18 protein-coding genes and 1 pseudogene are annotated in these 20,968 nt (G+C 48.6%); 12 read left to right on the plus strand and 7 right to left on the minus strand.

The window, feature by feature from the left end; translation table 11 throughout:
• Nucleotides 1–9 precede the first annotated feature (9 nt).
• Both tnpC and hydA read left to right on the plus strand, forming a co-directional pair.
• On the plus strand, nt 10–1,275 hold the full coding sequence (gene tnpC, locus SPI6313_RS01880; protein WP_281248448.1) for an IS66 family transposase: 1,266 nt from the start codon (nt 10–12) through the stop codon (nt 1,273–1,275).
• A 123-nt stretch (nt 1,276–1,398) separates the two neighbouring features.
• Nucleotides 1,399–2,811, plus strand: coding sequence for a dihydropyrimidinase (gene hydA / locus SPI6313_RS01885; RefSeq protein ID WP_072619467.1), 1,413 nt, complete (start codon nt 1,399–1,401; stop codon nt 2,809–2,811).
• Here the strand turns inward: hydA and SPI6313_RS01890 are convergent.
• The 3 genes from SPI6313_RS01890 to SPI6313_RS01900 all read right to left on the minus strand — a co-directional run bounded on the left by SPI6313_RS01890 (nt 2,808) and on the right by SPI6313_RS01900 (nt 8,695).
• The gene (locus tag SPI6313_RS01890) at nt 2,808–4,955 is read right to left on the minus strand and encodes a PAS domain-containing sensor histidine kinase (protein ID WP_072619468.1); all 2,148 of its coding nucleotides are present in this window, start codon (nt 4,953–4,955) and stop codon (nt 2,808–2,810) included. The genes hydA and SPI6313_RS01890 overlap by 4 nt on opposite strands.
• A gap of 510 nt (nt 4,956–5,465) precedes the next feature.
• Nucleotides 5,466–7,493, minus strand: a complete 2,028-nt coding sequence (locus tag SPI6313_RS01895) for a sensor histidine kinase (protein ID WP_084668847.1) — start codon at nt 7,491–7,493, stop codon at nt 5,466–5,468.
• Between the two features lie 191 nt (nt 7,494–7,684).
• The gene (locus SPI6313_RS01900) at nt 7,685–8,695 is read right to left on the minus strand and encodes a BMP family protein (protein ID WP_217650467.1); all 1,011 of its coding nucleotides are present in this window, start codon (nt 8,693–8,695) and stop codon (nt 7,685–7,687) included.
• A gap of 743 nt (nt 8,696–9,438) precedes the next feature.
• Here SPI6313_RS01900 and SPI6313_RS23260 point away from each other — a divergent pair.
• The 5 genes from SPI6313_RS23260 (at nt 9,439) to SPI6313_RS01925 (ending at nt 12,142) form a co-directional block, all read left to right on the plus strand.
• The gene (locus SPI6313_RS23260; RefSeq protein ID WP_072619470.1) at nt 9,439–9,810 is read left to right on the plus strand and encodes a hypothetical protein; all 372 of its coding nucleotides are present in this window, start codon (nt 9,439–9,441) and stop codon (nt 9,808–9,810) included.
• Between the two features lie 87 nt (nt 9,811–9,897).
• Nucleotides 9,898–10,365 carry a hydrogenase maturation protease gene (locus SPI6313_RS01910; RefSeq protein WP_072619471.1) on the plus strand — a complete coding sequence of 156 codons (468 nt, stop codon included), beginning with the start codon at nt 9,898–9,900 and terminating at the stop codon, nt 10,363–10,365.
• A gap of 39 nt (nt 10,366–10,404) precedes the next feature.
• Nucleotides 10,405–10,746 (plus strand): hydrogenase maturation nickel metallochaperone HypA, encoded by a 342-nt coding sequence (gene hypA, locus SPI6313_RS01915; RefSeq protein ID WP_072619472.1) that lies wholly within the window; start codon nt 10,405–10,407, stop codon nt 10,744–10,746.
• Between the two features lie 97 nt (nt 10,747–10,843).
• Nucleotides 10,844–11,599: a HEAT repeat domain-containing protein gene (locus SPI6313_RS01920; RefSeq protein WP_072619473.1), complete on the plus strand. Its 756-nt coding sequence runs from the start codon at nt 10,844–10,846 to the stop codon at nt 11,597–11,599.
• Between the two features lie 105 nt (nt 11,600–11,704).
• Complete coding sequence (locus SPI6313_RS01925; protein WP_072619474.1) at nt 11,705–12,142, plus strand: SufE family protein; 438 nt, start codon at nt 11,705–11,707, stop codon at nt 12,140–12,142.
• Between the two features lie 47 nt (nt 12,143–12,189).
• On the opposite strand, the gene SPI6313_RS01930 is transcribed toward SPI6313_RS01925, so the two are convergent.
• Both SPI6313_RS01930 and psbA read right to left on the minus strand, forming a co-directional pair.
• Nucleotides 12,190–12,852, minus strand: coding sequence for a DUF1295 domain-containing protein (locus SPI6313_RS01930; protein ID WP_072619475.1), 663 nt, complete (start codon nt 12,850–12,852; stop codon nt 12,190–12,192).
• A gap of 251 nt (nt 12,853–13,103) precedes the next feature.
• Nucleotides 13,104–14,186, minus strand: coding sequence for a photosystem II q(b) protein (gene psbA, locus SPI6313_RS01935; RefSeq protein ID WP_072619476.1), 1,083 nt, complete (start codon nt 14,184–14,186; stop codon nt 13,104–13,106).
• Nucleotides 14,187–14,412: 226 nt separating this feature from the next.
• Here psbA and nadA point away from each other — a divergent pair, with 226 nt between their 5' ends.
• From nadA to SPI6313_RS01960, 5 genes and pseudogenes are all read left to right on the plus strand, one after another.
• On the plus strand, nt 14,413–15,378 hold the full coding sequence (gene nadA / locus SPI6313_RS01940) for a quinolinate synthase NadA (RefSeq protein ID WP_072622954.1): 966 nt from the start codon (nt 14,413–14,415) through the stop codon (nt 15,376–15,378).
• Nucleotides 15,379–15,466: 88 nt separating this feature from the next.
• Complete coding sequence (locus tag SPI6313_RS01945; RefSeq protein ID WP_072619477.1) at nt 15,467–16,735, plus strand: dihydroorotase; 1,269 nt, start codon at nt 15,467–15,469, stop codon at nt 16,733–16,735.
• 68 nt (nt 16,736–16,803) lie between these two features.
• Complete coding sequence (locus SPI6313_RS01950; protein WP_139276452.1) at nt 16,804–17,634, plus strand: transporter substrate-binding domain-containing protein; 831 nt, start codon at nt 16,804–16,806, stop codon at nt 17,632–17,634.
• Nucleotides 17,635–18,130: 496 nt separating this feature from the next.
• Nucleotides 18,131–18,802: pseudogene (locus tag SPI6313_RS01955) on the plus strand (amino acid ABC transporter permease); the annotation flags it as partial.
• Nucleotides 18,803–18,852: 50 nt separating this feature from the next.
• Nucleotides 18,853–19,608 (plus strand): amino acid ABC transporter ATP-binding protein, encoded by a 756-nt coding sequence (locus tag SPI6313_RS01960; RefSeq protein ID WP_072619479.1) that lies wholly within the window; start codon nt 18,853–18,855, stop codon nt 19,606–19,608.
• Here SPI6313_RS01960 and SPI6313_RS01965 read toward each other — a convergent pair.
• Nucleotides 19,605–20,366, minus strand: coding sequence for a proteasome-type protease (locus tag SPI6313_RS01965; RefSeq protein ID WP_072619480.1), 762 nt, complete (start codon nt 20,364–20,366; stop codon nt 19,605–19,607). The genes SPI6313_RS01960 and SPI6313_RS01965 overlap by 4 nt on opposite strands.
• A gap of 54 nt (nt 20,367–20,420) precedes the next feature.
• Nucleotides 20,421–20,957, minus strand: coding sequence for a zinc ribbon domain-containing protein (locus SPI6313_RS01970; protein WP_072619481.1), 537 nt, complete (start codon nt 20,955–20,957; stop codon nt 20,421–20,423).
• Nucleotides 20,958–20,968: the final 11 nt, after the last annotated feature.

Below are 20,968 nucleotides of genomic sequence, written 5' to 3' on the forward strand. Positions count from 1 at the left end.
TCAAGCGACATCCACAAACGCTCAGAACACCAACCCCCAGAAAAAGAGCCACCAAGCCAAGGAAAACGTAAACCCGGTGGGCAACCCGGTCATCAGGGAAAAACTCGCAAAGGGTTTGGCAGAATAGACCGCTACGAAATGGTGCGAGCACAAGTGTGTGGGTACTGTGGGAGCCAAGAGTTGAGCCTAGTCCCCCGAAAAACGCGCCGCCATGAAGTAGCCGAGTTAATCCAACCCGCCATAGAAGTAGTGGAGTATGAGCAGCAGTGCTGCTGTTGTAGCCGATGCGGACAGGAAACATGGGGAGAGTTACCGCCGCAAGTGCTGGGAGGTCAAAGCTTAGGAGTCGGGCTGCAATCCCTGTTGGTGTGGTTGGGGAACTACGCTCACATGAGCTATGAAAAGCAGCAGGAATTCCTAGAGGAACTGGGGAATATCACCGTGGGAGTAGGGACATTACAAGCGACCAACGAAAGGGCATCCCAAAGCGTTAAGCCGACAGTAGAGGAACTGGGAAACTGGGTGAAACACCAAGACTACGCCCAAGTGGATGAAACACCATGGCTAGTCAAGGGAGTGAAAGAGTGGATGTGGGTAGTGTGTGGGGTGGGTTTTTGCCTCTTCCACGCCGCTGATACTCGTTCAAGGGCGGAATTAGAGACCCTATTAGGTCGAAGCTTTGATGGTGTACTCGTCTCTGATGACTTCAGTGTGTACAACGGTTATGAGGTGAAAGCCCAGCAGAAGTGCTTGGCTCATCTAAGGCGGCACTTCAAGAAAGTCTGCAAGCTCAGGCATGGAAAAAATCCAGAGTTGGCGAAGGCATTCCTGGATTTGATTGACACAGCCTTTGAGCAGCATCGTCAGTGGCGTGAAACCGAGGATGGGGCTGCCTATCATCAATGGGCGGCGGGCTTTATCTATGAGGTGAAGGCGGCTGTGGAGCATTGGCTCCCCCTGGCTGGGCATGAGGCGGGCTTGTTATTGCGCTCTCTACGCGATAAGGCAAATCAGTGGTGGTATTTCCTGTCCCATCCAGAAATTCCCCCGGATAATAATCGTGCGGAACGCTCGTTGCGGTTGGCTGTAACCAAGCGTAAGGTTTGTGGTGGCTCGCGTTCGATGGCAGGTTTTGCCCAGACGGCAAGGTTACTGAGTGTGATTCAGACTTGTCGGACTCAAGGGCGTTCGGTGTTGAGTTTCTTGAAACAAGCTTTGATGGCGACGGCTTCTCCTGAGCAAGTCTCCATGCCTTCCCTCATCCCTGCTACCTGAATCCTTACATCGAATGTAATCATTTATCGCAAAATGTAAGGAATTCAATCCAATCGTAACAACCGGATCAAGGTGTCTCACCTGACTTTTAAAATCAGAGTGAAATGATTGAAGGTATGGGCTATGAGTCAGGTTTTAATTCGGGGTGGGCGGATTGTGACGGCGGTGGATGATTACCATGGGGATCTGTTGATTGAGAATGGGCGAATTGAAGCGATCGCACGCCATCTTGACGTTCCCGACGCAGAAATTCATGATGCCACCGGGTTGCTCGTGATGCCCGGTGGGATTGATGTGCATACCCACATGGAAGGCGAGCAAGGCCCCGCCATGAATTGTGATACCTACGCTAGCGGAACAGTTTCGGCGGCCTTTGGGGGAACAACGACCATTGTTGATTTTGCCTATCAAAATAAAGGGGATGGGGCAAAGAAAACCGTTGAAGAACGGTTAGCATTAGCTGACCCGCAGGTTTGTATTGACTATAGTTTTCATCTGATTTTAACCGATGTCAATCCTGATACCTTGGCCGAACTTCCTGATCTGATTAATACCGAGGGAATTTCGAGCTTTAAAATGTTCATGGCGTATCCGGATATTTTGATGGTCGATGATGCGTCAATTTATCGCACCATGAGCCGAGTGCGGGATCATGGCGGCATGGTGAATTTGCACGCGGAAAACGGGGCAGTGATTCAGGTCTTGATTGAGGAGGCCTTAGCCGAAGGCCGCACCGATCCTAAATATCACGGTTATACCCGACCGCGTCTCATGGAAGCCGAAGCCACCCATCGGGCGATTCGCTTGGCAGAATTGGCAGAAATTCCGGTGTATATTGTCCATCTGTCGGCTCCTGAAGCGTTGGAAATGGTCGTGCAAGCCCGCGATCGCGGCGTTCATGCCTTCGCTGAAACCTGTCCCCATTACCTCTTTTTAGACAAAACTGAATACGATCGCCCCGGTTTTGATGCCGCCAAATATGTGATGACTCCGCCCTTACGCGAGCATGATTGTCAACATCATCTCTGGCGGGGTTTACGGTTTGATGATCTGCAATTAGTCGCGACGGATCACTGTCCGTTTTGCTTTAATGAACAACCCCTCGGTTTGAAGTATTCCAAACGCATTGGAGCCGACGACTTTTCCAAAATTCCCAACGGTGCGCCGGGGGTCGAATTACGCCTTGTTTTGCTCTATGATGGCGGCGTAAAAACCGGCAAAATCAACCTCAATCGCTTTGTTCAACTCACCGCCACCGCTCCGGCTAAAATGTTTGGCTTATTTCCCCAAAAAGGAACCATTGCTGTGGGCAGTGATGCCGATCTCGTCCTGTTTAATCCGGAGAAAAAACAGGTTTTGAGTGCAGCGACTCATCATTCTCAAGTGGATTACAGCCTTTTTGAAGGGCGAGAAGTAACGGGAAAAGTCGAGAAAGTCTTTTCACGGGGTCGGTTAATTGTGGACGGCGATCGCTTCCTCGGCCAGGCCGGCCAAGGACAATTCTTAAAGCGAGGCGCATCGGGGCGCATTCTTTAAAATTGTGTACTTCGCTCAACTGTTTCGCGCTTAATCTGGATCGGCAAAAGCACTTTAAAGGTACTTCCTTCCCCAGGCACAGACTCCACTTCTAGCCTGCCACCATGCTTATCCACAATAATTTGATAGCTAATGGATAACCCTAAACCCGTGCCCTGACCCACGGGTTTTGTCGTGAAAAAGGGTGTAAAGAGTTTCGTTTGGATGGCTGCATCCATGCCATGGCCATTATCAGTAATGGCGATCATTACCGTTTGATCATCCACCCAGTCAGTCGTGATCGTTAAACACGGTTCCAAGGGTTGATGATCATCAATGGCATCAATGGCATTCGCCAAAAAATTCATCAAGACTTGATTGATTTGACCAGCGTAACATTCCACTTGAGGTAAATCACCATAGTTTTTGATGACTTTAATATCTGGACGGTGGTTCTTTGACTTGAGACGATTATTTAAAATCATCATTGTACTGTCTAAACCATCATGAAGATTGACCGCTTTAATTTCAGATTCATCAAGACGCGAGAAACTGCGCAAGGATGTCACAATTCCACGAATCCGCTCTGCTCCCACATGCATTGACTTGAGTAGCTTAGGCAGATCTTTAATGAGAAAGTCAAGATCCACATTTTCGACCAATTCTTCTAAATCACCTGTGATGTTTGGATAGTGTTGCTGATAAGCATGAATTACTTCGAGTAAATTTTCGGTGTATTCATTGGCATAGCGCAGATTACCATAAATGAAGTTAACAGGATTATTAATTTCGTGAGCAATCCCGGCTACTAATTGGCCTAAACTTGACATTTTTTCACTCTGAATCAATTGATTCTGGGTGTGATGAAGTTCAGTTAGTGTTTTTTCTAGGTTATTGGTATAGTCACGTAGTTTAGCTTCAACATGAATGCGCTCTGTCATGTCAACGGCTAACCCGACTAAGCCAGTGACTTCGCCCTCTTGGTTTTTTAAGCGAATTTTTAATGTTTCAAGATGATGTAAATTCCCGTCTACAAAGGGGAAGACTTCCGGTGTAATGTATACCTCATCTTGCTGGAGACAAATGGCATCAGAGACGAGACAATTGCGCACGGCTTCTTCGCCAAAGGCTTCTTTGTAATGCCCCACATTGTAAACGGCATCGGGGGTAATGCCGAGGTCTCGACAAAAGGTGCGGTTAATGAAGTGCATATGTCCGTTAACATCTGTTTTCCAAATCCAAATCGGGGCATTTTCCACGATCGCCATTAACATTTGTTCGCGATCGGCCAGGGTTTTGGCTGCTTGTTTTTGGGCAGTGATATCACGGACAATGGCTTGAAGACAATCAACCCCGGCTAGATGAACTCGAAATAACGAGACTTCCGCTTCAAACAGAGTGCCATCACACCGTTGATGAAGCCATTCAAAACTGACGTTGCCGTCTGTTAAAGCGGCTTGAATGTAGTGGTTGGCGAGTTGATCGGAGGGTTCTTGATTGGTTTGCTGGGGAGGTGAAAGTTGACTGGGATGGTAGGCACAAAATTGATCGCGATCGCTACACCGAAAAAGCTGCAATGTGGCTTGATTACAATCTAAAAATCCTTGGGCATCGAGGAACATCACCGCCGCTGGATTGAATTCATAAATGGCACGTAATGCAGGCTCATCAAAATGCAGTGTGTGGCGCAGGTTGAGCCGAGGCTGAGTGGGGGAGGTCGCCGCAGCGGGGGAATGTTGCGCCATAATCATCCCGTCCCAAAGGGTAGCACCGTCGGTTTGGCGTTCTGGGTGGGCGGAAACCCAAACATCACAACGACCTTGGGGCGTTTGGAGCCACCCTGACCAGGTTAAGTGGGTGTGATGGGTGGCGGAATATGCGATCGCAGCGTGCCAAGACCGCAATTGCTCACCCTGCCAGGCGGCTAACCATTGATCCCCCTCCCAGGACTCACATCCCAGTAGCCGCACACTATTCCCCACCAGCGATCGCAGGGATAACTGCCCGGTTGGTGTGCGGTGCAGTTGAAACAGACAACCAGGGAGGTGCTCATACCAACGGTGCTGATGTGCCTCAAATTGCGCAAACTGTTGCGGTAATGGATCTGGGGCAATGGCGGGGTGGAGCGACGTGCTTAAATCAGATTGTGGTGATTGGAGTGTCATAACCGTTTGATTACCAATGGACAGGATGCAATCGTTACGCAAGTCGAGAGAAGCGCTGCAATAGTTTTATTCTAATCGAAGTTTTTTAGGTGTCTCGGCCCTATGCGGTGGAGTAGGAAGCTCCCACCACAACGCACCGTGCCCTAGCACAATCGCGCCAAGGTTAATTCTGGTATTCATCGCCTCAGAATATCGATTGTGAGGTCGCAGACTTCACGATTAATCCTGCCTATCTGCTCCTATAGCGATCCTAAATCAATCGGAGATCTTATCTCCTCATCCATAAGGGGCTTAAGCCCCTTGCCTGTTCATAAATCAAATAGGATTGCTATCGTATTACAATATTTTTCTGTAAAAAGGGCATTGTTGAGTAGCGATCGCCCCCATTTTTTCAGCACAATGATACAGCCAAAGAGCCGTATTATTTAAACAGTAATTCTGCTCAAATTTGATAGCAAAATCACCGTTTGGTGCAATGTCGATCTATTCAGTGAGAATCTGAATTTTGAATTACGATTGAGCACCCTGCAAAGATTCAGCGGTTTTAAGCTGAGTCGGTAATGTAATCAAAAATGTAGTGCCAGCACCCACCTCAGATTCACAGGTGATTTGACCCGAATGCTTATCCACAACAATTTGATAACTAATGGATAAGCCTAGTCCTGTTCCTTTGCCAATGGGTTTTGTGGTGAAAAATGGGGTGAACAGTTTTTGGCGAGTTTCAGGGTTCATTCCTTTGCCTGTATCTGCGATCGCGATCGTCACGTTTTGATCCGCAGTCGATTGTGTGGTGATTGTAATCTGACTGGGGTGAGCTGCCATTTCTGCCGCAGTGCGATCGTGATCATACTCTTCAATAGCATCAATAGCATTCGCCAAAAAATTCATAAAAACTTGATTAATTTGCCCCACATAGCACTCTGTTAACGGTAAATCTCCATAGTTTTTAATTACCTTAATCTCTGGGCGTGTTGGCTTTGCTTTGAGTCGATTATTAAGAATCAAGAGTGTGTTATCAATCCCCTCATGGAGATCCACAGCTTTTAGCTCCGCTTCATCCAAACGAGAAAAATTACGTAACGAAAGCACAATATCTCGAATCCGATTCGCACCAATCTTCATCGAGTTAAACAGCTTAGGTAAATCCTCTTGTAGAAACTCAAAATCGATTTCATCCACTCGATTTTCGATTTCGAGATCGTGATCAGGATAACGCTCTTGATAGAGAGTGATCAGATCGAGCAAATCATTTGTATAACCCTGGGCATGCACTAAATTACCATAGATAAAATTCACCGGATTATTGATTTCATGGGCAACCCCTGCAACTAACTGCCCCAGGCTAGACATTTTTTCACTCTGAATCAATTGACTTTGAGCTTGTTGGAAATTGTGCAAGGCTTGCTCTGCATTTTTTCGCTCTAATTTTGCAACTTTCAAGAGGTCTTGCACCTGTTGAATCATTTGATTAAACGCTTGGGCGAGGACACCTAATTCATTTTTCGCCTTAACCTGCACGGTGGTATTAAGATTGCCTGCACTAATTGCGATCGCTGCATTAGTTAACCGTTGTAAAGGAGAGACAATAGACCGAGCAATGAGTAGCCCGATCACACCACCGATCAAGGTAATCATTAACAAAACAACTCCCCCAACCCCAATAGAGCGACGGAGAGGTTGATAGATCTCCGTAATAGGAAGTTCAACAACCACATACCAATTCGTACTCGCAATGTGGGTAGCATCACCTAAGACAGACTCTGTATTAAGTCCTTGATAGGTAAACAAATGATCCGCTTGAATGGCTAACTCAATTTCTGAAAATAACGCCTCATTATCGAGAGGCTGAAGATTGAAGTTCTCAACCGTGATACCTGTTCTTGTGATCAGATTTTGATCATCATCAACAACATAAATGTAACCAGACTGCCCCACATTAATTTGAGATAAAATAAACCACAAAAATGAAAGATTAATATCTGCAATTAATACCCCTGCTACATTGTTTTGAGCATCCCGGATAGGGGTAGCAAGGGTTGTCATGGGTCGCAAGGTTTGGGAATGAGAACTCACCGGAGAGGTGTAGTCTTCCTGCTGTTTGAAGGCGCGGTTAAACAAAGGCGTATCCGCAATGGATTCTAGATCTACTGTTTCATAGGGAGAAACAGAGGTTATGATAGCGCCGGTTTGGTCTGCGATCGCAACATATTCATAGGCATCATTATGCTGTGTCAAGCCCAACAGTAATTGTTGCTGCACTGCCTGATCCATTTCCACCAAACCTTGCACCCGCGCTAAATAGCCTAGCTTTCGCTGTAAATCATCAAGATATAAATTAATAGATTCTGCTGCATTATTGGCACGAGCCTGTTGTAATTCTTTGATTTGGACAATATACTGTTGCCAACTGAGATAAATCTGAATACCTCCTGACAGCATCACACTAGAAAATGCAAGCAGGACGAATCCTAGTCGCAATCGAGTAATCAGTGAAGTATGTTGATTATTTTTTTTATCTTTGCTTTTTTTAAGTAACATTTAACTTACTCTAAACACAAATATCGTGCAACGATATTGATTGTGAAAAAACTCAAGAATCAGGAAAACATTCACTGTATAAGTTCAAACAATGGTGCTCGTGAAAGATCACCCTATCTTTCACGAGTCATCACATTCAAGATGCTGAATTAAAAATGATCATGAATAATCCAAACCACAAAATCTAAAATCTAAGGAGAAATGTCAATATCACCACTGATAACCTCTGCTTTTAACTGATTGAACTGATCTTCTATTTTAGACGGTACTGAATCACGGAACGGAGCAAAATCATAAATTTTTTCTTGTAAGCCAAACTTATACAGTTTACCTTCCCAACGACCCTGTTGTGTCAGAGTGGCAGAATTAAGCACGAGGGCTGGGATATCTTGTAAAACGCTGGTGAGGATCTGATCCGGTGCAAGTTCATATTGATCACTAGTCCAGCCGATGATCTTCACCTCTGGATGCTCTGTTAGGACTTCAATGGCGGCAACTCCTGCCTCATCTGCATTAATCGCAATCACATCAACGCCTTGCTCTAACATATCTTGCACAACGTCGATCGCTACTTTACCATCTGTCCATGTCCCTAAAAATTTAGTGAAAACTTCAACCGCATCATTGGTTTCGGTAGCACCCCGTCGGAATAGGGTTTCTTCTTCCTGATAGACTGGGTAGTCATTTCCTACAATGTAGCCCACTTTATTAGAGGTTGTTGTTAATGCGGCTAATGCACCGGTCAAGTAGCCCACTTCACCAGAACGAAATGCAACAGCACCCAAGTTTTTATTATTGCCGCTATAGGTTGTTACGACTGCAAATTTAGTGCGAGGAAATTCACTGGCAACGATTTCCGATGCTTCAATAAAAGAACCACTGTGGGCAATGATCAATTCATAATCTTGATTGGCATATTGACGCATTACATCTTCTGCTTCTTCATCACTCACATATTCTGTGAATTCGACTTCTGCGTTATATTCTTTTTCAATCTGTATTAATCCTTCATACCCCCCTTGGCTCCAACTTTTATCTTCATGAGATCCCGTCAAAACAAGTGCAACTTTTAGACCACTGGATGTTGCTGTTTCAGGGGCTGAGTCGGTGTCTATATTCGGTTGAGCTTGACAAGCGATCATGAGAGAAAAGCTCATGAAGCTGAGTAAAAGGGTCTGCAAGAAGGAACGATGTTTGATCATGATTTTTAGATTTTTTCCTGAATGTTAATCCTGTTTTTGATGCTGCCTGCTTGATTGAATGAGTTGAGCTTTACTCAAGACTGCAAAGTAAAATAGCGATCTTCAATCAATCGTAAATCTATAATCCCCGCCAACAAGGGGCTTAAGCCCCTTGCCTGTTCATGAATCAAATAGGATTCCTAGAGTAGCTACAGCATAACCAAATAAGAGAGACTAAATTACTGGTGAAACATGATAAAATTTGAAGGATAAAAAACTTTAATTGGCTATGAATTATACCAAAGTGACTTATCGCGGTTTTCATGAAATTAAGGTAAAAAGATCTCCCTCAAAAAGGGGTGGCGTTCTCATCTTTTCGCAATCTGCTATATTATAACTTTGATGTGTCTCACTCATTTATGGGATTAATGAATATTTAAAAAGATATTTTTGATGTTCCTCACGGTTTTAATACTTTTTTAATAATTTTTTTGGATTTTGATTGCTGAAATAGTCCAATGACATTGGAAGCATGAGATTGTTGGTCTACAGAAACAAGGTGAGATGTTTCGCGATCTATGTTTGCAAATGTGTCTATTCTGAATTATGGCCATGATGTTATTCCTAGGTTGGTATTCTGGGCTTGGGATCTGATTTCGGGAGAAAAGAGGATGAGTTATCAAGGCTTACGGCGTGGGTGTTGGATGATGACCTTGGGAAGCGTGCTGATGTTTCCGGGGCTGAGGGCTGAGACGCTAAGTCTGATGTCTGTGTGTTATGCGGATGCGTATCCGATGTATGAGATGGAGGCGAATGAGAATACGCGGGTGGCGGTGCGAGAGGTGGCGGTGTATTTTGCGACGGGAACGACGTTTACTTGTGCTCAGGCGCGGGGGGCGGATCATGGGGTGGGGACGGGGGAGGCGAATTTTTTTGCGGGGCTGGAGGTGGTGGGTTTGTCGGGGGTGGAGGCGGTGGAGCGTTTGGTGGAGCGGTTTCCGGTGTATGAGTTGGAGATGCGACAAATGGAGCCGGATGAGTTTTGGGTGTTTTTTTGGGCGGGGTTGATGGAATATCGGTTGCAGGTGCGGCAGGGTCGGGTGGTGGCGTTGCGGTACGGGACATCGGGGCCCTAGTGGCACGATCGCACGCCATTTTCGCGACATCTAAAAAGATTCTGAGCAATGGTGGGGCTGGGGTGCGATCGCCTCTAGCCTGGGGGTATGGATGCAATCCCTAGGGAAGTGATGACCCAGCTTGTGATTGGCTATGGTAATACGTTGCGTTGTGATGATGGCGTGGGGCAGTCTGTGGCGGCGGCGGTGGCGGCGTGGGCGTTGCCGGCGGTGGTGGTGCGATCGTGCCATCAACTTACCCCGGAACTCGCAGCGGAGATTGCCGAGGTGGAGCGCGTTATTTTTATTGATGTGTTTCCCGTCCATAACGAAATGCCCACTGAACCTCTGCGAGTTCTGCCCATCGAACCGGAGGAGGGGACAGGGGCGATGGGTCATCACCTCACTCCGCAACGTTTGCTTGCGTTGACCCAGGCGCTCTATGGTTGCTGTCCTGCTGCGCTGTGGGTGTTGGTTCCGGGGATGAATTTTGAATTTGGCGAAACCTTCTCACCCTTGGCGGCGAGCCGTCACACTGAAGCGATCGCAATTCTGAAGCCTTTGTTAATGCCATAACCGGAGCGATCGCGCCTCTCTACCCCCCTCAATCTCACCATGCACGAACTCAGTCTCATTGAACAGACCCTCGAAATCGCTCTCCGCAACGCCCAGCAGCAAAACGCCACCCGGATTCACCGTCTCACGATGCGGATCGGGGCGGCCTCTGGTGTTGTCCCCGATGCGCTCCATTTCGCGTTTGATGTGGCAACCCAAGGCACGATCGCCCAAAATGCCCAATTCACGATCGAAACCGTCCCCGTTTCCTGTTGCTGCCCTCAATGCCACACCACGTTTCATCCTCCCGACTGGATCTATGAATGCCCCACCTGTCACACCTTTGTCAGTCAAGTTCTGACCGGCCGGGAAATTGAACTCACGTCCCTAGAAGTGTCCTAGGCATTCCAAAAAATCTGCCCCTAGACTCCTCTGGCCGTGGTTGCTCGACGCAATCTTTCGATAAGATATGGGGTGATTGTTTGAGATAGAAAAAGTTATGCAAGGTGTAGCGGGTTTTGTGATTGGTGCAGCGATCGCCAGTGCTGTGGGTGTGGGGCTACAGCGTCGGAAGCTCGAAATAGTCCAGGCGGCCCATACAACGGAATTGAGCACCCTCCGGAAAACATTGGAACAGGACTATGAGCGACAGTTGAAAACGGCTACAGATGCGCTGAATGTTGGGCAACAGCGCCAAACCATCGCCCTAGACCAGGTGAACCAAGAGATGCAGCAACAGTTCGCCTACGAGCAAGAAAACGCAGTGCAGGCGGTGCGATCGCACTACGAAACCCAACTCGCGGCCATGACCGCCCAACATCGTGCCGAACTCGCAGCCCTGCGCCAAACCCTCACGCCAACGGTTGCCCCATCCCTAGCTGACCTCGCAAAAACGGCAGCGATCGCGATCGATCGAACCCAAGCCCTCAACCACCCCGACCCCCTCTATCGTTGCCACGCCGCCCAAGAACTCCACGCCCTCGTTCGCGCCCAACCTGTTCGCGCGGCGGCTGAACCCTGGCTTGCGGATTTAGCCTGTCTCAGTCAAGATCCAGAACCGGCCGTGCGTCAGTCAGCGATCGCCGCGATCGCTGACGTAAAGAGCGATCGGGTCATCCCCTGGCTAGAACAAGCCCTCCGCGACCCCGATCCCCACGTCATCCAAACCGCCGCCCACGCCCTCAATGCCTTCAAAACCTACACCCTTCAACCCTCCCAACCCCTGCCCAAAAACGCCGCCTACAACCCCGAATAATACGTTTTCAAAACCAAGCAACACCAGTCTCACTGACAATCAGCCAACATTCATCAACATCCCAAAAAACATCCCTGAACACCTTCATTTTTTCCATTCATCTTCATGTCTACCTCATTCCCGCCCGCTCTCGATAAAATCGTCCAACGCTTTCAACGGCGCACCGACCCCAAGCAACGCTATCAACAACTCCTCTGGTACGCCAACAAACTCGAAGCCATGCCCGACACTGCCAAAACCCCAGAAAATCAAGTCAAAGGCTGCGTTTCTTTGGTCTACATTACCGCCGACCTTGACGACGGCAAAGTCACCTATCGAGGCGATGCCGACGCTCAACTCGTCAAAGGACTAGTCGCCCTCTTAATCGCTGGATTAAACAATCTCACTCCCGCCGAAATTCTCGCCGTTGAACCGAATTTCATCGAAATGATGGGCTTAAACGCCAGCCTCACCCCCTCCCGCGCTAATGGTTTTTTCAACATCTTTCAAATGATGAAAAACAAAGCCCTCGCGTTCCAACTCGCCGCCAGCGGTGAATCATAGCAAATTTCATCCATGTCCAGGGCAAACAGCCCAGGTTTGCCGAAACACTACCAAATTCCTGGAATCAGTTGCTTGGTGTTTGTGCTGTATTCAGGATAATCAGCATATTTTTCCTGCATAGGAACTCGTTTTTCTTTGATTCGGAATAAATACATGATAAAAATAAGCCCTGGAAGAATATAACTCCAGAGCGAACCCGAAATAATCGCAAAACTCAGATAACGCATGAGATCACCAAAGTAGTTGATATTTTGGGAAATACGCCAAATCTCATCCTTGACTAGACCTGAGTTGTATTTTTTTGCAGTGAGTTTTTGAATGTCGGCGGTTGCATTGATTAAACTACCAATCATAAAAAGTGGAATGGAGAATGCGATCGCTAAGTAGCTAACGACAGTCGTATTGATGCATGCTAAATAGCCAGGCAATGAATAGATACCCCCTACAAACATCAAAATGCTCAATAACGTCACCCAATCCACCTGATCTTGAAAAATCTGCTGACGGCGACTAGGAAATAACCATTGTTCAATTAACCACCAAACACAGTACGTGATGTGAAGGCACAGGTAAATTATTTGTCGAACACCATTGATTCCAAAATAGAGCGCATAGCTGATCAGCAATACAATGGTTAGAGCTTTCGCGATATTGATCGCATCTAATTGGGTTAGGGGAAGTTTCTGTGTAATTTGATGATCCTGGGTCATAATTATTAGTCTAAAGCTTCAGATTTCTGCATGATATAGCGTTTTCGCGACTCATGAGAACCCTACTTCCCCCTTTTTAAGGGGTATTGAGGGGGATCTCTGGGGGATCTCTGTACCGCATGGCTCTAGAAATTGCTATATCAAAATCTGAATTAGGGCAGAGGAAACGTCGATCACCCAATATAGAAAGCCGCCCATCGGGGCGGCTTTCTTAAACTCGTTGTCTAGAGAATTTTGTTGAGGGCGGCTAATTAACCGTTAATCGCAGGAGCGGTCAAAGCCACAGGCGCAGACTCAGCAGAAGCTAAATCTAAGGGGAAGTTGTGGGCATTGCGTTCGTGCATCACTTCAAAACCGAGGTTAGCGCGGTTCAGGATGTCCGCCCAGGTGTTGATGACGCGACCTTGGCTATCCAACACAGATTGGTTGAAGTTGAACCCGTTCAGGTTGAATGCCATCGTGGACACACCCAAGGCGGTGAACCAAATCCCAATCACGGGCCATGCACCTAAGAAGAAGTGCAGAGCGCGGGAGTTGTTGAAGGAAGCATATTGGAAGATGAGGCGACCGAAGTAGCCGTGGGCTGCAACGATGTTGTAGGTTTCTTCTTCTTGTCCGAATTTGTAGCCGTAGTTTTGGCTTTCGATTTCGGTGGTTTCCCGCACTAGGGAGGAAGTCACCAAGGAACCGTGCATGGCGGAGAACAAAGCACCACCGAAGACACCAGCCACACCGAGCATGTGGAAGGGGTGCATCAGGATGTTGTGCTCGGCTTGGAACACCAACATGAAGTTAAAGGTTCCGGAGATACCCAAAGGCATACCGTCGGAGAAGGACCCTTGACCCATGGGGTAGATGAGGAACACGGCGGATGCGGCGGAAACGGGTGCAGAGTATGCAACACAAATCCAAGGACGCATACCGAGGCGGTAGCTCAATTCCCACTGACGACCCATGTAGCAGAAGATGCCGATCAGGAAGTGGAAAATCACCAGTTGGTAGGGACCACCGTTGTACAGCCACTCATCGAGGGAAGCGGCTTCCCAGATCGGGTAGAAGTGCAAGCCGATCGCATTCGAGGAAGGCACAACAGCACCGGAGATGATGTTGTTGCCGTAGAGCAAGGAACCGGCCACGGGTTCACGGATGCCGTCGATGTCCACGGGGGGAGCAGCGATGAAGGCGATGATGAAGCAGGTGGTGGCGGTCAAGAGGGTGGGGATCATCAAGACACCAAACCAGCCCACGTAGAGGCGGTTGTTGGTGCTGGTGACCCATTGGCAAAAGCGTTCCCAAACGGAACCGCCTTGTTGGGTTTGAACTGTGGTAGTCATCTTTGAAATAATTGCGACTAAATGAATATCTGCAAATGCATTACATCTCAGTATATTCACACTTCTTAGAGATCACCGGTGTTTTTGATTGGTTTTGCTGAACTATGTGTTCAGGTTTAGTTATTTGTGGGGAGACGGTTGGGCAATTTACGATCGCACCTGCCTAATTTTGGTAGATTTCACTATAATTAGAGCACTATTGCTGACCTACCCCCGGATCACTGCCGTGTTTACTGCTGCTGCGCCTTCTGCCCCAACGTCCCTGATACCGAATGATCTATTTAGTGCGATCGCTGATCTCAAGCACGACCTCAATGCCATTGTCCTCGCCCATTACTACCAAGAAGGGGACATTCAAGATTGTGCGGACTACGTGGGGGATTCCCTCGGCTTGGCACGGCAAGCCGCCGCAACAGATGCTGAGATAATTGTCTTCGCTGGCGTTCACTTCATGGCGGAAACAGCCAAGATTCTCAACCCCCATAAACAGGTGCTGTTGCCGGATTTAGACGCAGGTTGCTCCCTAGCAGACAGTTGCCCCCCGGATCAATTCGCCCAGTTTAAGGCCCAGCATCCCGACCATTTGGTGATTTCCTACATCAATTGCACGGCGGCAATCAAAGCCATGAGTGACATCATTTGCACCAGTTCCAACGCCGTGCAAATCGTCGAGCAAATTCCCCCAGAACAGCCTATTTTGTTTGCCCCCGATCGCAACTTAGGCCGCTACGTGATCGAACAAACCGGCCGCGAGATGGTGTTGTGGCAAGGTAGTTGCATTGTCCATGAAACCTTTTCAGAGAAAAAACTCGTGCAGTTGCGGGTTGAACATCCCGACGCTGAAATCATTGCCCACCCTGAATGTGAGCCGCAAATTTTACGCCATGCAGACTTCATTGGCTCTACCACTGCCCTGCTCAACTATGCCCAAACGAGTCAAGCCCCTAGCCTGATCGTCGCCACAGAGCCGGGCATCTTGCACCAAATGCAAAAAAGTTGCCCGCGTCAACGCCTGATTCCTGCGCCCCCACTGAATAATTGCGCCTGCAATGAATGTCCTCACATGCGCCTTAACACCTTGGAAAAACTCTACCAAGCCATGCAAACGCGGCAACCAGAAATTACGTTACCTCTGGAAACTTGTGCGGCTGCCCTCAAACCGATTGAGCGGATGTTGGCGATGAGTCATTAAGGGTAGGGAAGACTTTGGCAAAATTCAGACGGGGGATCGGACGGTGCTCCTCTAAAATTATTGAGGCATTATTAAGCCCGTTAAATCCATGACTGAACTGATCAAACAGGTGCGAGTCCTTGACCCGGAGAGCGAAACGGATATTGTGGCGGATGTGCGCCTGGATTCTGGCCAGATTGCCGCGATCGCACCCCAACTATCGGATCGGAGCGAAGATCTAACCATCACCGACGGCCAAGGGCAGATCCTCGCCCCCGGCCTCGTTGACCTCTACAGCAGCAGTGATGAACCGGGCTACGAAGACCGTGAAACCCTGGCCAGCCTCACCGCTGCCGCCGCTGCGGGAGGGTTTACCCGTCTTGCCCTGTTGCCGAACACCAATCCCCCCCTTGATAATTTGCCCAGTGTGCAAACTCAGCAGCGCCGCTACTCAGGATTGCCGGTGCGCTGCGCAACTTGGGGGGCAATAACACCGCAACTCGCCGGCAAGGGGATGGTGGAATATCAAGAGCTAGCCCCCCAAGTGGTGGGGTTTAGCGACGGAACCGCCATGCCGCCTCTCGATCTGTTGCGCCGTATTTTGGAATATCTGCAACCGTTGGGCAAGCCGATCGCGATCGCGCCGGTTTTGCCGCAATTGCGAGGCAACGGTGTGATGCGCGAGGGGGATTGGTCAATTCAATTGGGACTACCCGGTGATCCAAGCTACTCGGAAACCGCCGCCCTCGCCGCCTTGCTCGAATTGGTTGCCGCCGTGCCCACCCCCATCCACCTCATGCGCATCTCCACGGCGAAAAGTGTAGACTTGATCGCCACCGCCAAAGCCCAGGGATTACCGATCACAGCGAGTACCACCTGGCTACATCTGCTCTACGACACCCGCGCCCTGACCTCCTACGATCCCACCTTGCATCTGGCAACTCCCTTGGGCAACCCGGCGGATTGCGAGGCGTTGCGGGCGGGGGTAAAAGCGGGCGTGATTGATGCGATCGCCGTGGATCACACCCCAATCAGTTATGAAGATAAAACCGTCAGCTTTGCCGAATCCCCGCCAGGGGCGATCGGGCTACAAACGGCCCTGCCCTGTCTGTGGCAACAATTGGTGATCAGCGGTCATCTTACAGCCCTTGAATTGTGGAACGCCATCAGCACGCAACCCGCCCGTTGCCTCAGGCAAGCGCCGCCCCGCTGTGCTGTGGGTGCTGCCGCTGAACTGACCTTATTTGATCCGCAGCGGGTTTGGACTGCCGATGCCCCAGGATTGCGATCGCTCAGCACCAACAGTCCTCTGTTTGAGCAGCAAATTGTCGGGCAAGTTGTAACAACGTATTCACAACATCACAACCAAATCGTTTAAAGTTTGCTTTAATCAACGAAAATTTGACCCATTTATTGTCATTAACCGTAACCACGTAGTAATACCCCATGATTCAACGTCGTCGATTTTTAATTACCCTCACCTGCTGTGCATCACTGATTTTGAGTCTTGGCGCAGGGTGTAGCTCCACTCCCTCGGAAACCGATAGCGCCAGCGAAGACAGTGCTGCGGATAGAACCCTAGTGATGGCCACCTCTGCCGACTATCCCCCCTACGAATTCTATGAAACCGCACGGGGGGAAGGAGAACCCATTGGGTTTGACATTGACATTGCCAATGCGATCGCTGAAAAACTAGGGTACGAGATTGAAATCAGTGATATGGATTTCAACGGCATTATTCCCGCCCTCCAATCGGGCCGCGCTGATTTTGCCATGGCCGGCATGACCCCCACCGAAGAGCGCAAAGAAAATGTATCGTTCTCAGAAATTTATTACGATGCCAAAAACACCATTGTTACCGCTACCGATTCAGGCTTTAAAACCTACGACGATTTAGAAGGTAAGACTGTAGGAGTACAACTCGGCTCCATTCAAGAAGAAGAAGTCAAAACCAAAGTGGAAGAAGGGGCATCTTTTACCATTGAATCTCGGAATAAAATCAGCGAGTTGATCCAAGAAATCAAAGCGGGTCGGATCGATGCTGCCATCATTGAAGATACCGTTGCCAAAGGATATATCAACGCCAACGAGGATTTAGAATTCACAGAACTTGAATCCGATGAAGCCGCCGGTTCTGCGATCGCCTTCCCCAAAGATTCCCCCCTCGTTGATGAATTTGACGAAGCCCTCACCGAATTAAAAGAAAGCGGTGAACTGGATGCCCTGATCACCAAATGGTTTGAAGACTATTACAACGAACAAGCTGCTGAAGAATAATAGTGGAAGGGTGACACACCTGACAGCCTATTTCATCTACTGCGATCGTCAGAATGTTTAAAAAGCACATTGAAAATTAATCTGAGCAAAAGGCTTGGTTGACTGACAAAATTAGCCAGATCCCGGAAAGCCCTCACCCTAGTTCTCTCCCTAGGGGAGAGGGAACTAGAAAAATGGATCGGCTCCCCAACCCCTCTAGGAGAAGGGTTAGGGGTGAGGGCTATCAAGTCAGTCAACTAGGCAAAAGGCTATAGCGAACTGTGAAAAGATGAAAACGCCACCTCTCCCTTTTTAAGGGGGATTAATGGGAATCTTTTCACCTCATGCTGATGAAAACTGCTATCAAGCCATCCTATTTTCTCAGGGTTATGACTTCAATTCAGCCTTTAAACATTATCAGACCACAGAGTACTAGAAAATCAAGATCCTCACCCGATCTTGATTTTCATACGTTCAATAGTGCATCTTGTTCCATTCATATCCTCAGCCCATAACCGCAATGAATTCCCTCAGCCTCGACTTTGAAAGTATTACACCCTCAATTCCGTTTATTTTAGGAGGCATTGCTGTCACCTTAAAATTCACGGCATTATCTGCCGTTATTGGTTTTATTTTCGGGGTATTACTCTCCTTTTGTAAGATTTCCAGTTTTAAACCGCTGTATTGGTTTGGGATGGCCTACACGTCTGTTTTTCGGGGTACACCCTTACTGGTTACGCTATCCTTGATTTACTTTGCAACTCCTCAACTGACGGGGTATGATATTTCCGGATTTCAAGCCGGGATTATTACCTTTTCCCTCAACTCTGCGGCCTATATTTCGGAAGTGATTCGGGCGGGAATTTTAGCCGTCGATCGTGGTCAAACCGAAGCGGCGCAGTCTTTAGGGGTTCGCTATCAACCGATGATGTTAGATATTATTCTGCCCCAAGCAATTAAAAATATCTTGCCAGCCTTGGTGAATGAAAGTATCGCCCTCTTGAAAGATTCCACCTTAGTATCAACCATTGGCGCACAGGATTTACTCCGTCGAGCGCAAATTGTTGGGGCTGAAAAATATGTTTACTTTGAACCGTTATTAATTGTGACGGTGATTTATTACGCCATGGTGATGATCCTGACGATCACCTCAACATTCCTAGAACAACGCCTGCGTAAGAGTAGCTAATTCCCAGTTTAAATGCCTTAGTCCATTCACCATTGGAAGTCTCAGAAACCATGCAAGATTTAGTCAAACAACCGAAGCCCGTTGCTGTCAAAATTGACCGTCTTTATAAGTCGTTTGGCGAGTTGAAAGTGCTGCGGGATATTACCACAGAAATTTATCAGGGGGAAGTGGTGGCGATGATTGGCCCCTCTGGTTCGGGAAAATCAACATTTTTACGATGTTTAAATCTCCTGGAAATGCCTACATCGGGCACGATTATGATTCAGGGGGTGGAAATGACAGACCCCAAAACTGATGTGATGGCAATGCGGCAGCATGTGGGGATGGTGTTTCAACATTTCCATTTGTTTCCCCATATGACGGTGCTGAAAAATATTATGTATGCGCCGATTAAGGTGAAGAAAATGCCGGAGGCGGAGGCGGAAAATAAGGCGCGGGATCTGTTGGCGCGGGTCGGTTTAGCAGAAAAAGCAGATGTGTACCCGTCGAAGCTTTCCGGGGGGCAAAAACAACGGATTGCGATCGCTCGCGCCTTGGCTATGGAACCGCAATTGATGCTCTTTGATGAACCCACGTCCGCCCTTGACCCGGAAATGGTGAAAGAGGTGCTCGATGTGATGAAGGTGGTGTCAGAATCGGGGATGACGATGGCGGTGGTGACCCATGAGATGGGGTTTGCGCGAGAGGTGGCCGATCGCATCTTTTTCTTGGATGGGGGGCGGATTGCCGAAGAAGCGACCCCGGATGAGTTTTTTAAGCAACCGAAAAGCGATCGCGCCCAGCAATTTCTCGCCAAAATGCTTTAATCAATCAAAATATCATCGGCATTATCGTCCATATCCCATTCAAGATTGGGCATGGTTAAAAAGGCATGGCGCAGGGATTCTTCCCACAATTTGCGCATCTTCGCCAGGTAGGGCGAACCGAGGCGCAATTGGAGACGATGACGGACGGTAAAGGTATCCCGTTCGTACATAATTAAGTTAATCGGCGGGCCCACGGATAGATTGGATTTCATTGTGGAATCGATGGATAGTAATGCACATTTGGCCACCGCATCAAGGTCGGTTTCAAAGCGGAGAGTACGGTCTAAAATGGGTTTGCCATATTTGGTTTCGCCAATTTGCAAAAAGGGTGTTTCGGGGGTGGCTTGAATGCAATTTCCCTGGGCATAGACAAGATAGAGTTGTGGTGCTTCACCTTTGATTTGACCGCCCACGAGGAAGTTACATTGAAAATCAATGCCATCTCGTTCGAGCCAGGTGCGATCGCGGTCTTGCACTTGGCGAATTTTATCGCCGATGTAACAGGCGGTATCATAGAGGGTTTTTTGAGTGTGAAGATTGACCGCAAAGCCCTCTTTGATTTCCCGCTCAATGATGGTCAAAATACTTTGAGTCACGGCTAAATTTCCCGACGTGCAGAGAATGACAGCGCGTTCACCGGGTAGGGAAAAGTCGAAGAGTTTGCGATAGGCGGAAATATAATCAACGCCCGCATTGGTACGAGAATCCGCCGCAATGACTAACCCGGAACGGTTAATCACGCCTAAACAATAGGTCATAACAGGCTGAGATGAAGAATAATGAGCTTTGTGATTTTACCCTGGTAGACGCGCTTAGGTGGTGAGGGATTGGCCGCAGGCGCGACAGAAGCGATCGCCCCCTTGGCTTTTGTGACCACATTGGGGACAAAATTGCGCGGCTTGGGATGCGGGAGACCCAGGGGAGGGGGTGGCGTTGTCCATGCGCAGTTCCATGTTGCCCATTTTCATCTGCATCGGGTTCATCGTCATATTACCCATGGTCATGGGTTCCATGGGTTGCATGGGTTCCATGGGGGGCATCGGGGCAGGATCGGCGCGGCGTTGGAGGGGAATCACATCCGCATTGGGCAAGGGGGGCAAACGGTCGAGGGGGGCGATCGCTTGCCCCTGGAGGTGCAAAATTAACGGGGTGTCGCTTTCGATGCGGAGGATGACGCGATCGCCGTCGCGCCACAGGGTCGGGGGCGTTAACCAAGGCCCTGTGGTGTAGCTGGCGGATTGGGCTTGTTGTTGGCTGCTGTGGCTATTGGTCAGGGTGATCACGGTTTGGCGATCGCGGTTGATCAGTTCAATCTCTTGATGGGGCGTGAGGCGGGCAAAGTAAGCCATAGGTGCAAATA

This window comes from Spirulina major PCC 6313, assembly GCF_001890765.1.
Classification (GTDB): domain Bacteria; phylum Cyanobacteriota; class Cyanobacteriia; order Cyanobacteriales; family Spirulinaceae; genus Spirulina; species Spirulina major.

What these genes read in the sequence shown, in the direction of transcription:
- hydA (WP_072619467.1), top strand. Translation starts at nt 1,399, where the DNA reads ATGAGTCAGGTTTTAATTCGGGGTGGGCGGATTGTGACGGCGGTGGAT.
- SPI6313_RS01890 (WP_072619468.1), bottom strand. Translation starts at nt 4,955, where the DNA reads ATGACACTCCAATCACCACAATCTGATTTAAGCACGTCGCTCCACCCC.
- SPI6313_RS01895 (WP_084668847.1), bottom strand. Translation starts at nt 7,493, where the DNA reads ATGTTACTTAAAAAAAGCAAAGATAAAAAAAATAATCAACATACTTCA.
- SPI6313_RS01900 (WP_217650467.1), bottom strand. Translation starts at nt 8,695, where the DNA reads ATGATCAAACATCGTTCCTTCTTGCAGACCCTTTTACTCAGCTTCATG.
- SPI6313_RS23260 (WP_072619470.1), top strand. Translation starts at nt 9,439, where the DNA reads ATGTCTGTGTGTTATGCGGATGCGTATCCGATGTATGAGATGGAGGCG.
- SPI6313_RS01910 (WP_072619471.1), top strand. Translation starts at nt 9,898, where the DNA reads ATGGATGCAATCCCTAGGGAAGTGATGACCCAGCTTGTGATTGGCTAT.
- hypA (WP_072619472.1), top strand. Translation starts at nt 10,405, where the DNA reads ATGCACGAACTCAGTCTCATTGAACAGACCCTCGAAATCGCTCTCCGC.
- SPI6313_RS01920 (WP_072619473.1), top strand. Translation starts at nt 10,844, where the DNA reads ATGCAAGGTGTAGCGGGTTTTGTGATTGGTGCAGCGATCGCCAGTGCT.
- SPI6313_RS01925 (WP_072619474.1), top strand. Translation starts at nt 11,705, where the DNA reads ATGTCTACCTCATTCCCGCCCGCTCTCGATAAAATCGTCCAACGCTTT.
- SPI6313_RS01930 (WP_072619475.1), bottom strand. Translation starts at nt 12,852, where the DNA reads ATGACCCAGGATCATCAAATTACACAGAAACTTCCCCTAACCCAATTA.
- psbA (WP_072619476.1), bottom strand. Translation starts at nt 14,186, where the DNA reads ATGACTACCACAGTTCAAACCCAACAAGGCGGTTCCGTTTGGGAACGC.
- SPI6313_RS01945 (WP_072619477.1), top strand. Translation starts at nt 15,467, where the DNA reads ATGACTGAACTGATCAAACAGGTGCGAGTCCTTGACCCGGAGAGCGAA.
- SPI6313_RS01950 (WP_139276452.1), top strand. Translation starts at nt 16,804, where the DNA reads ATGATTCAACGTCGTCGATTTTTAATTACCCTCACCTGCTGTGCATCA.
- SPI6313_RS01960 (WP_072619479.1), top strand. Translation starts at nt 18,853, where the DNA reads ATGCAAGATTTAGTCAAACAACCGAAGCCCGTTGCTGTCAAAATTGAC.
- SPI6313_RS01965 (WP_072619480.1), bottom strand. Translation starts at nt 20,366, where the DNA reads ATGACCTATTGTTTAGGCGTGATTAACCGTTCCGGGTTAGTCATTGCG.
- SPI6313_RS01970 (WP_072619481.1), bottom strand. Translation starts at nt 20,957, where the DNA reads ATGGCTTACTTTGCCCGCCTCACGCCCCATCAAGAGATTGAACTGATC.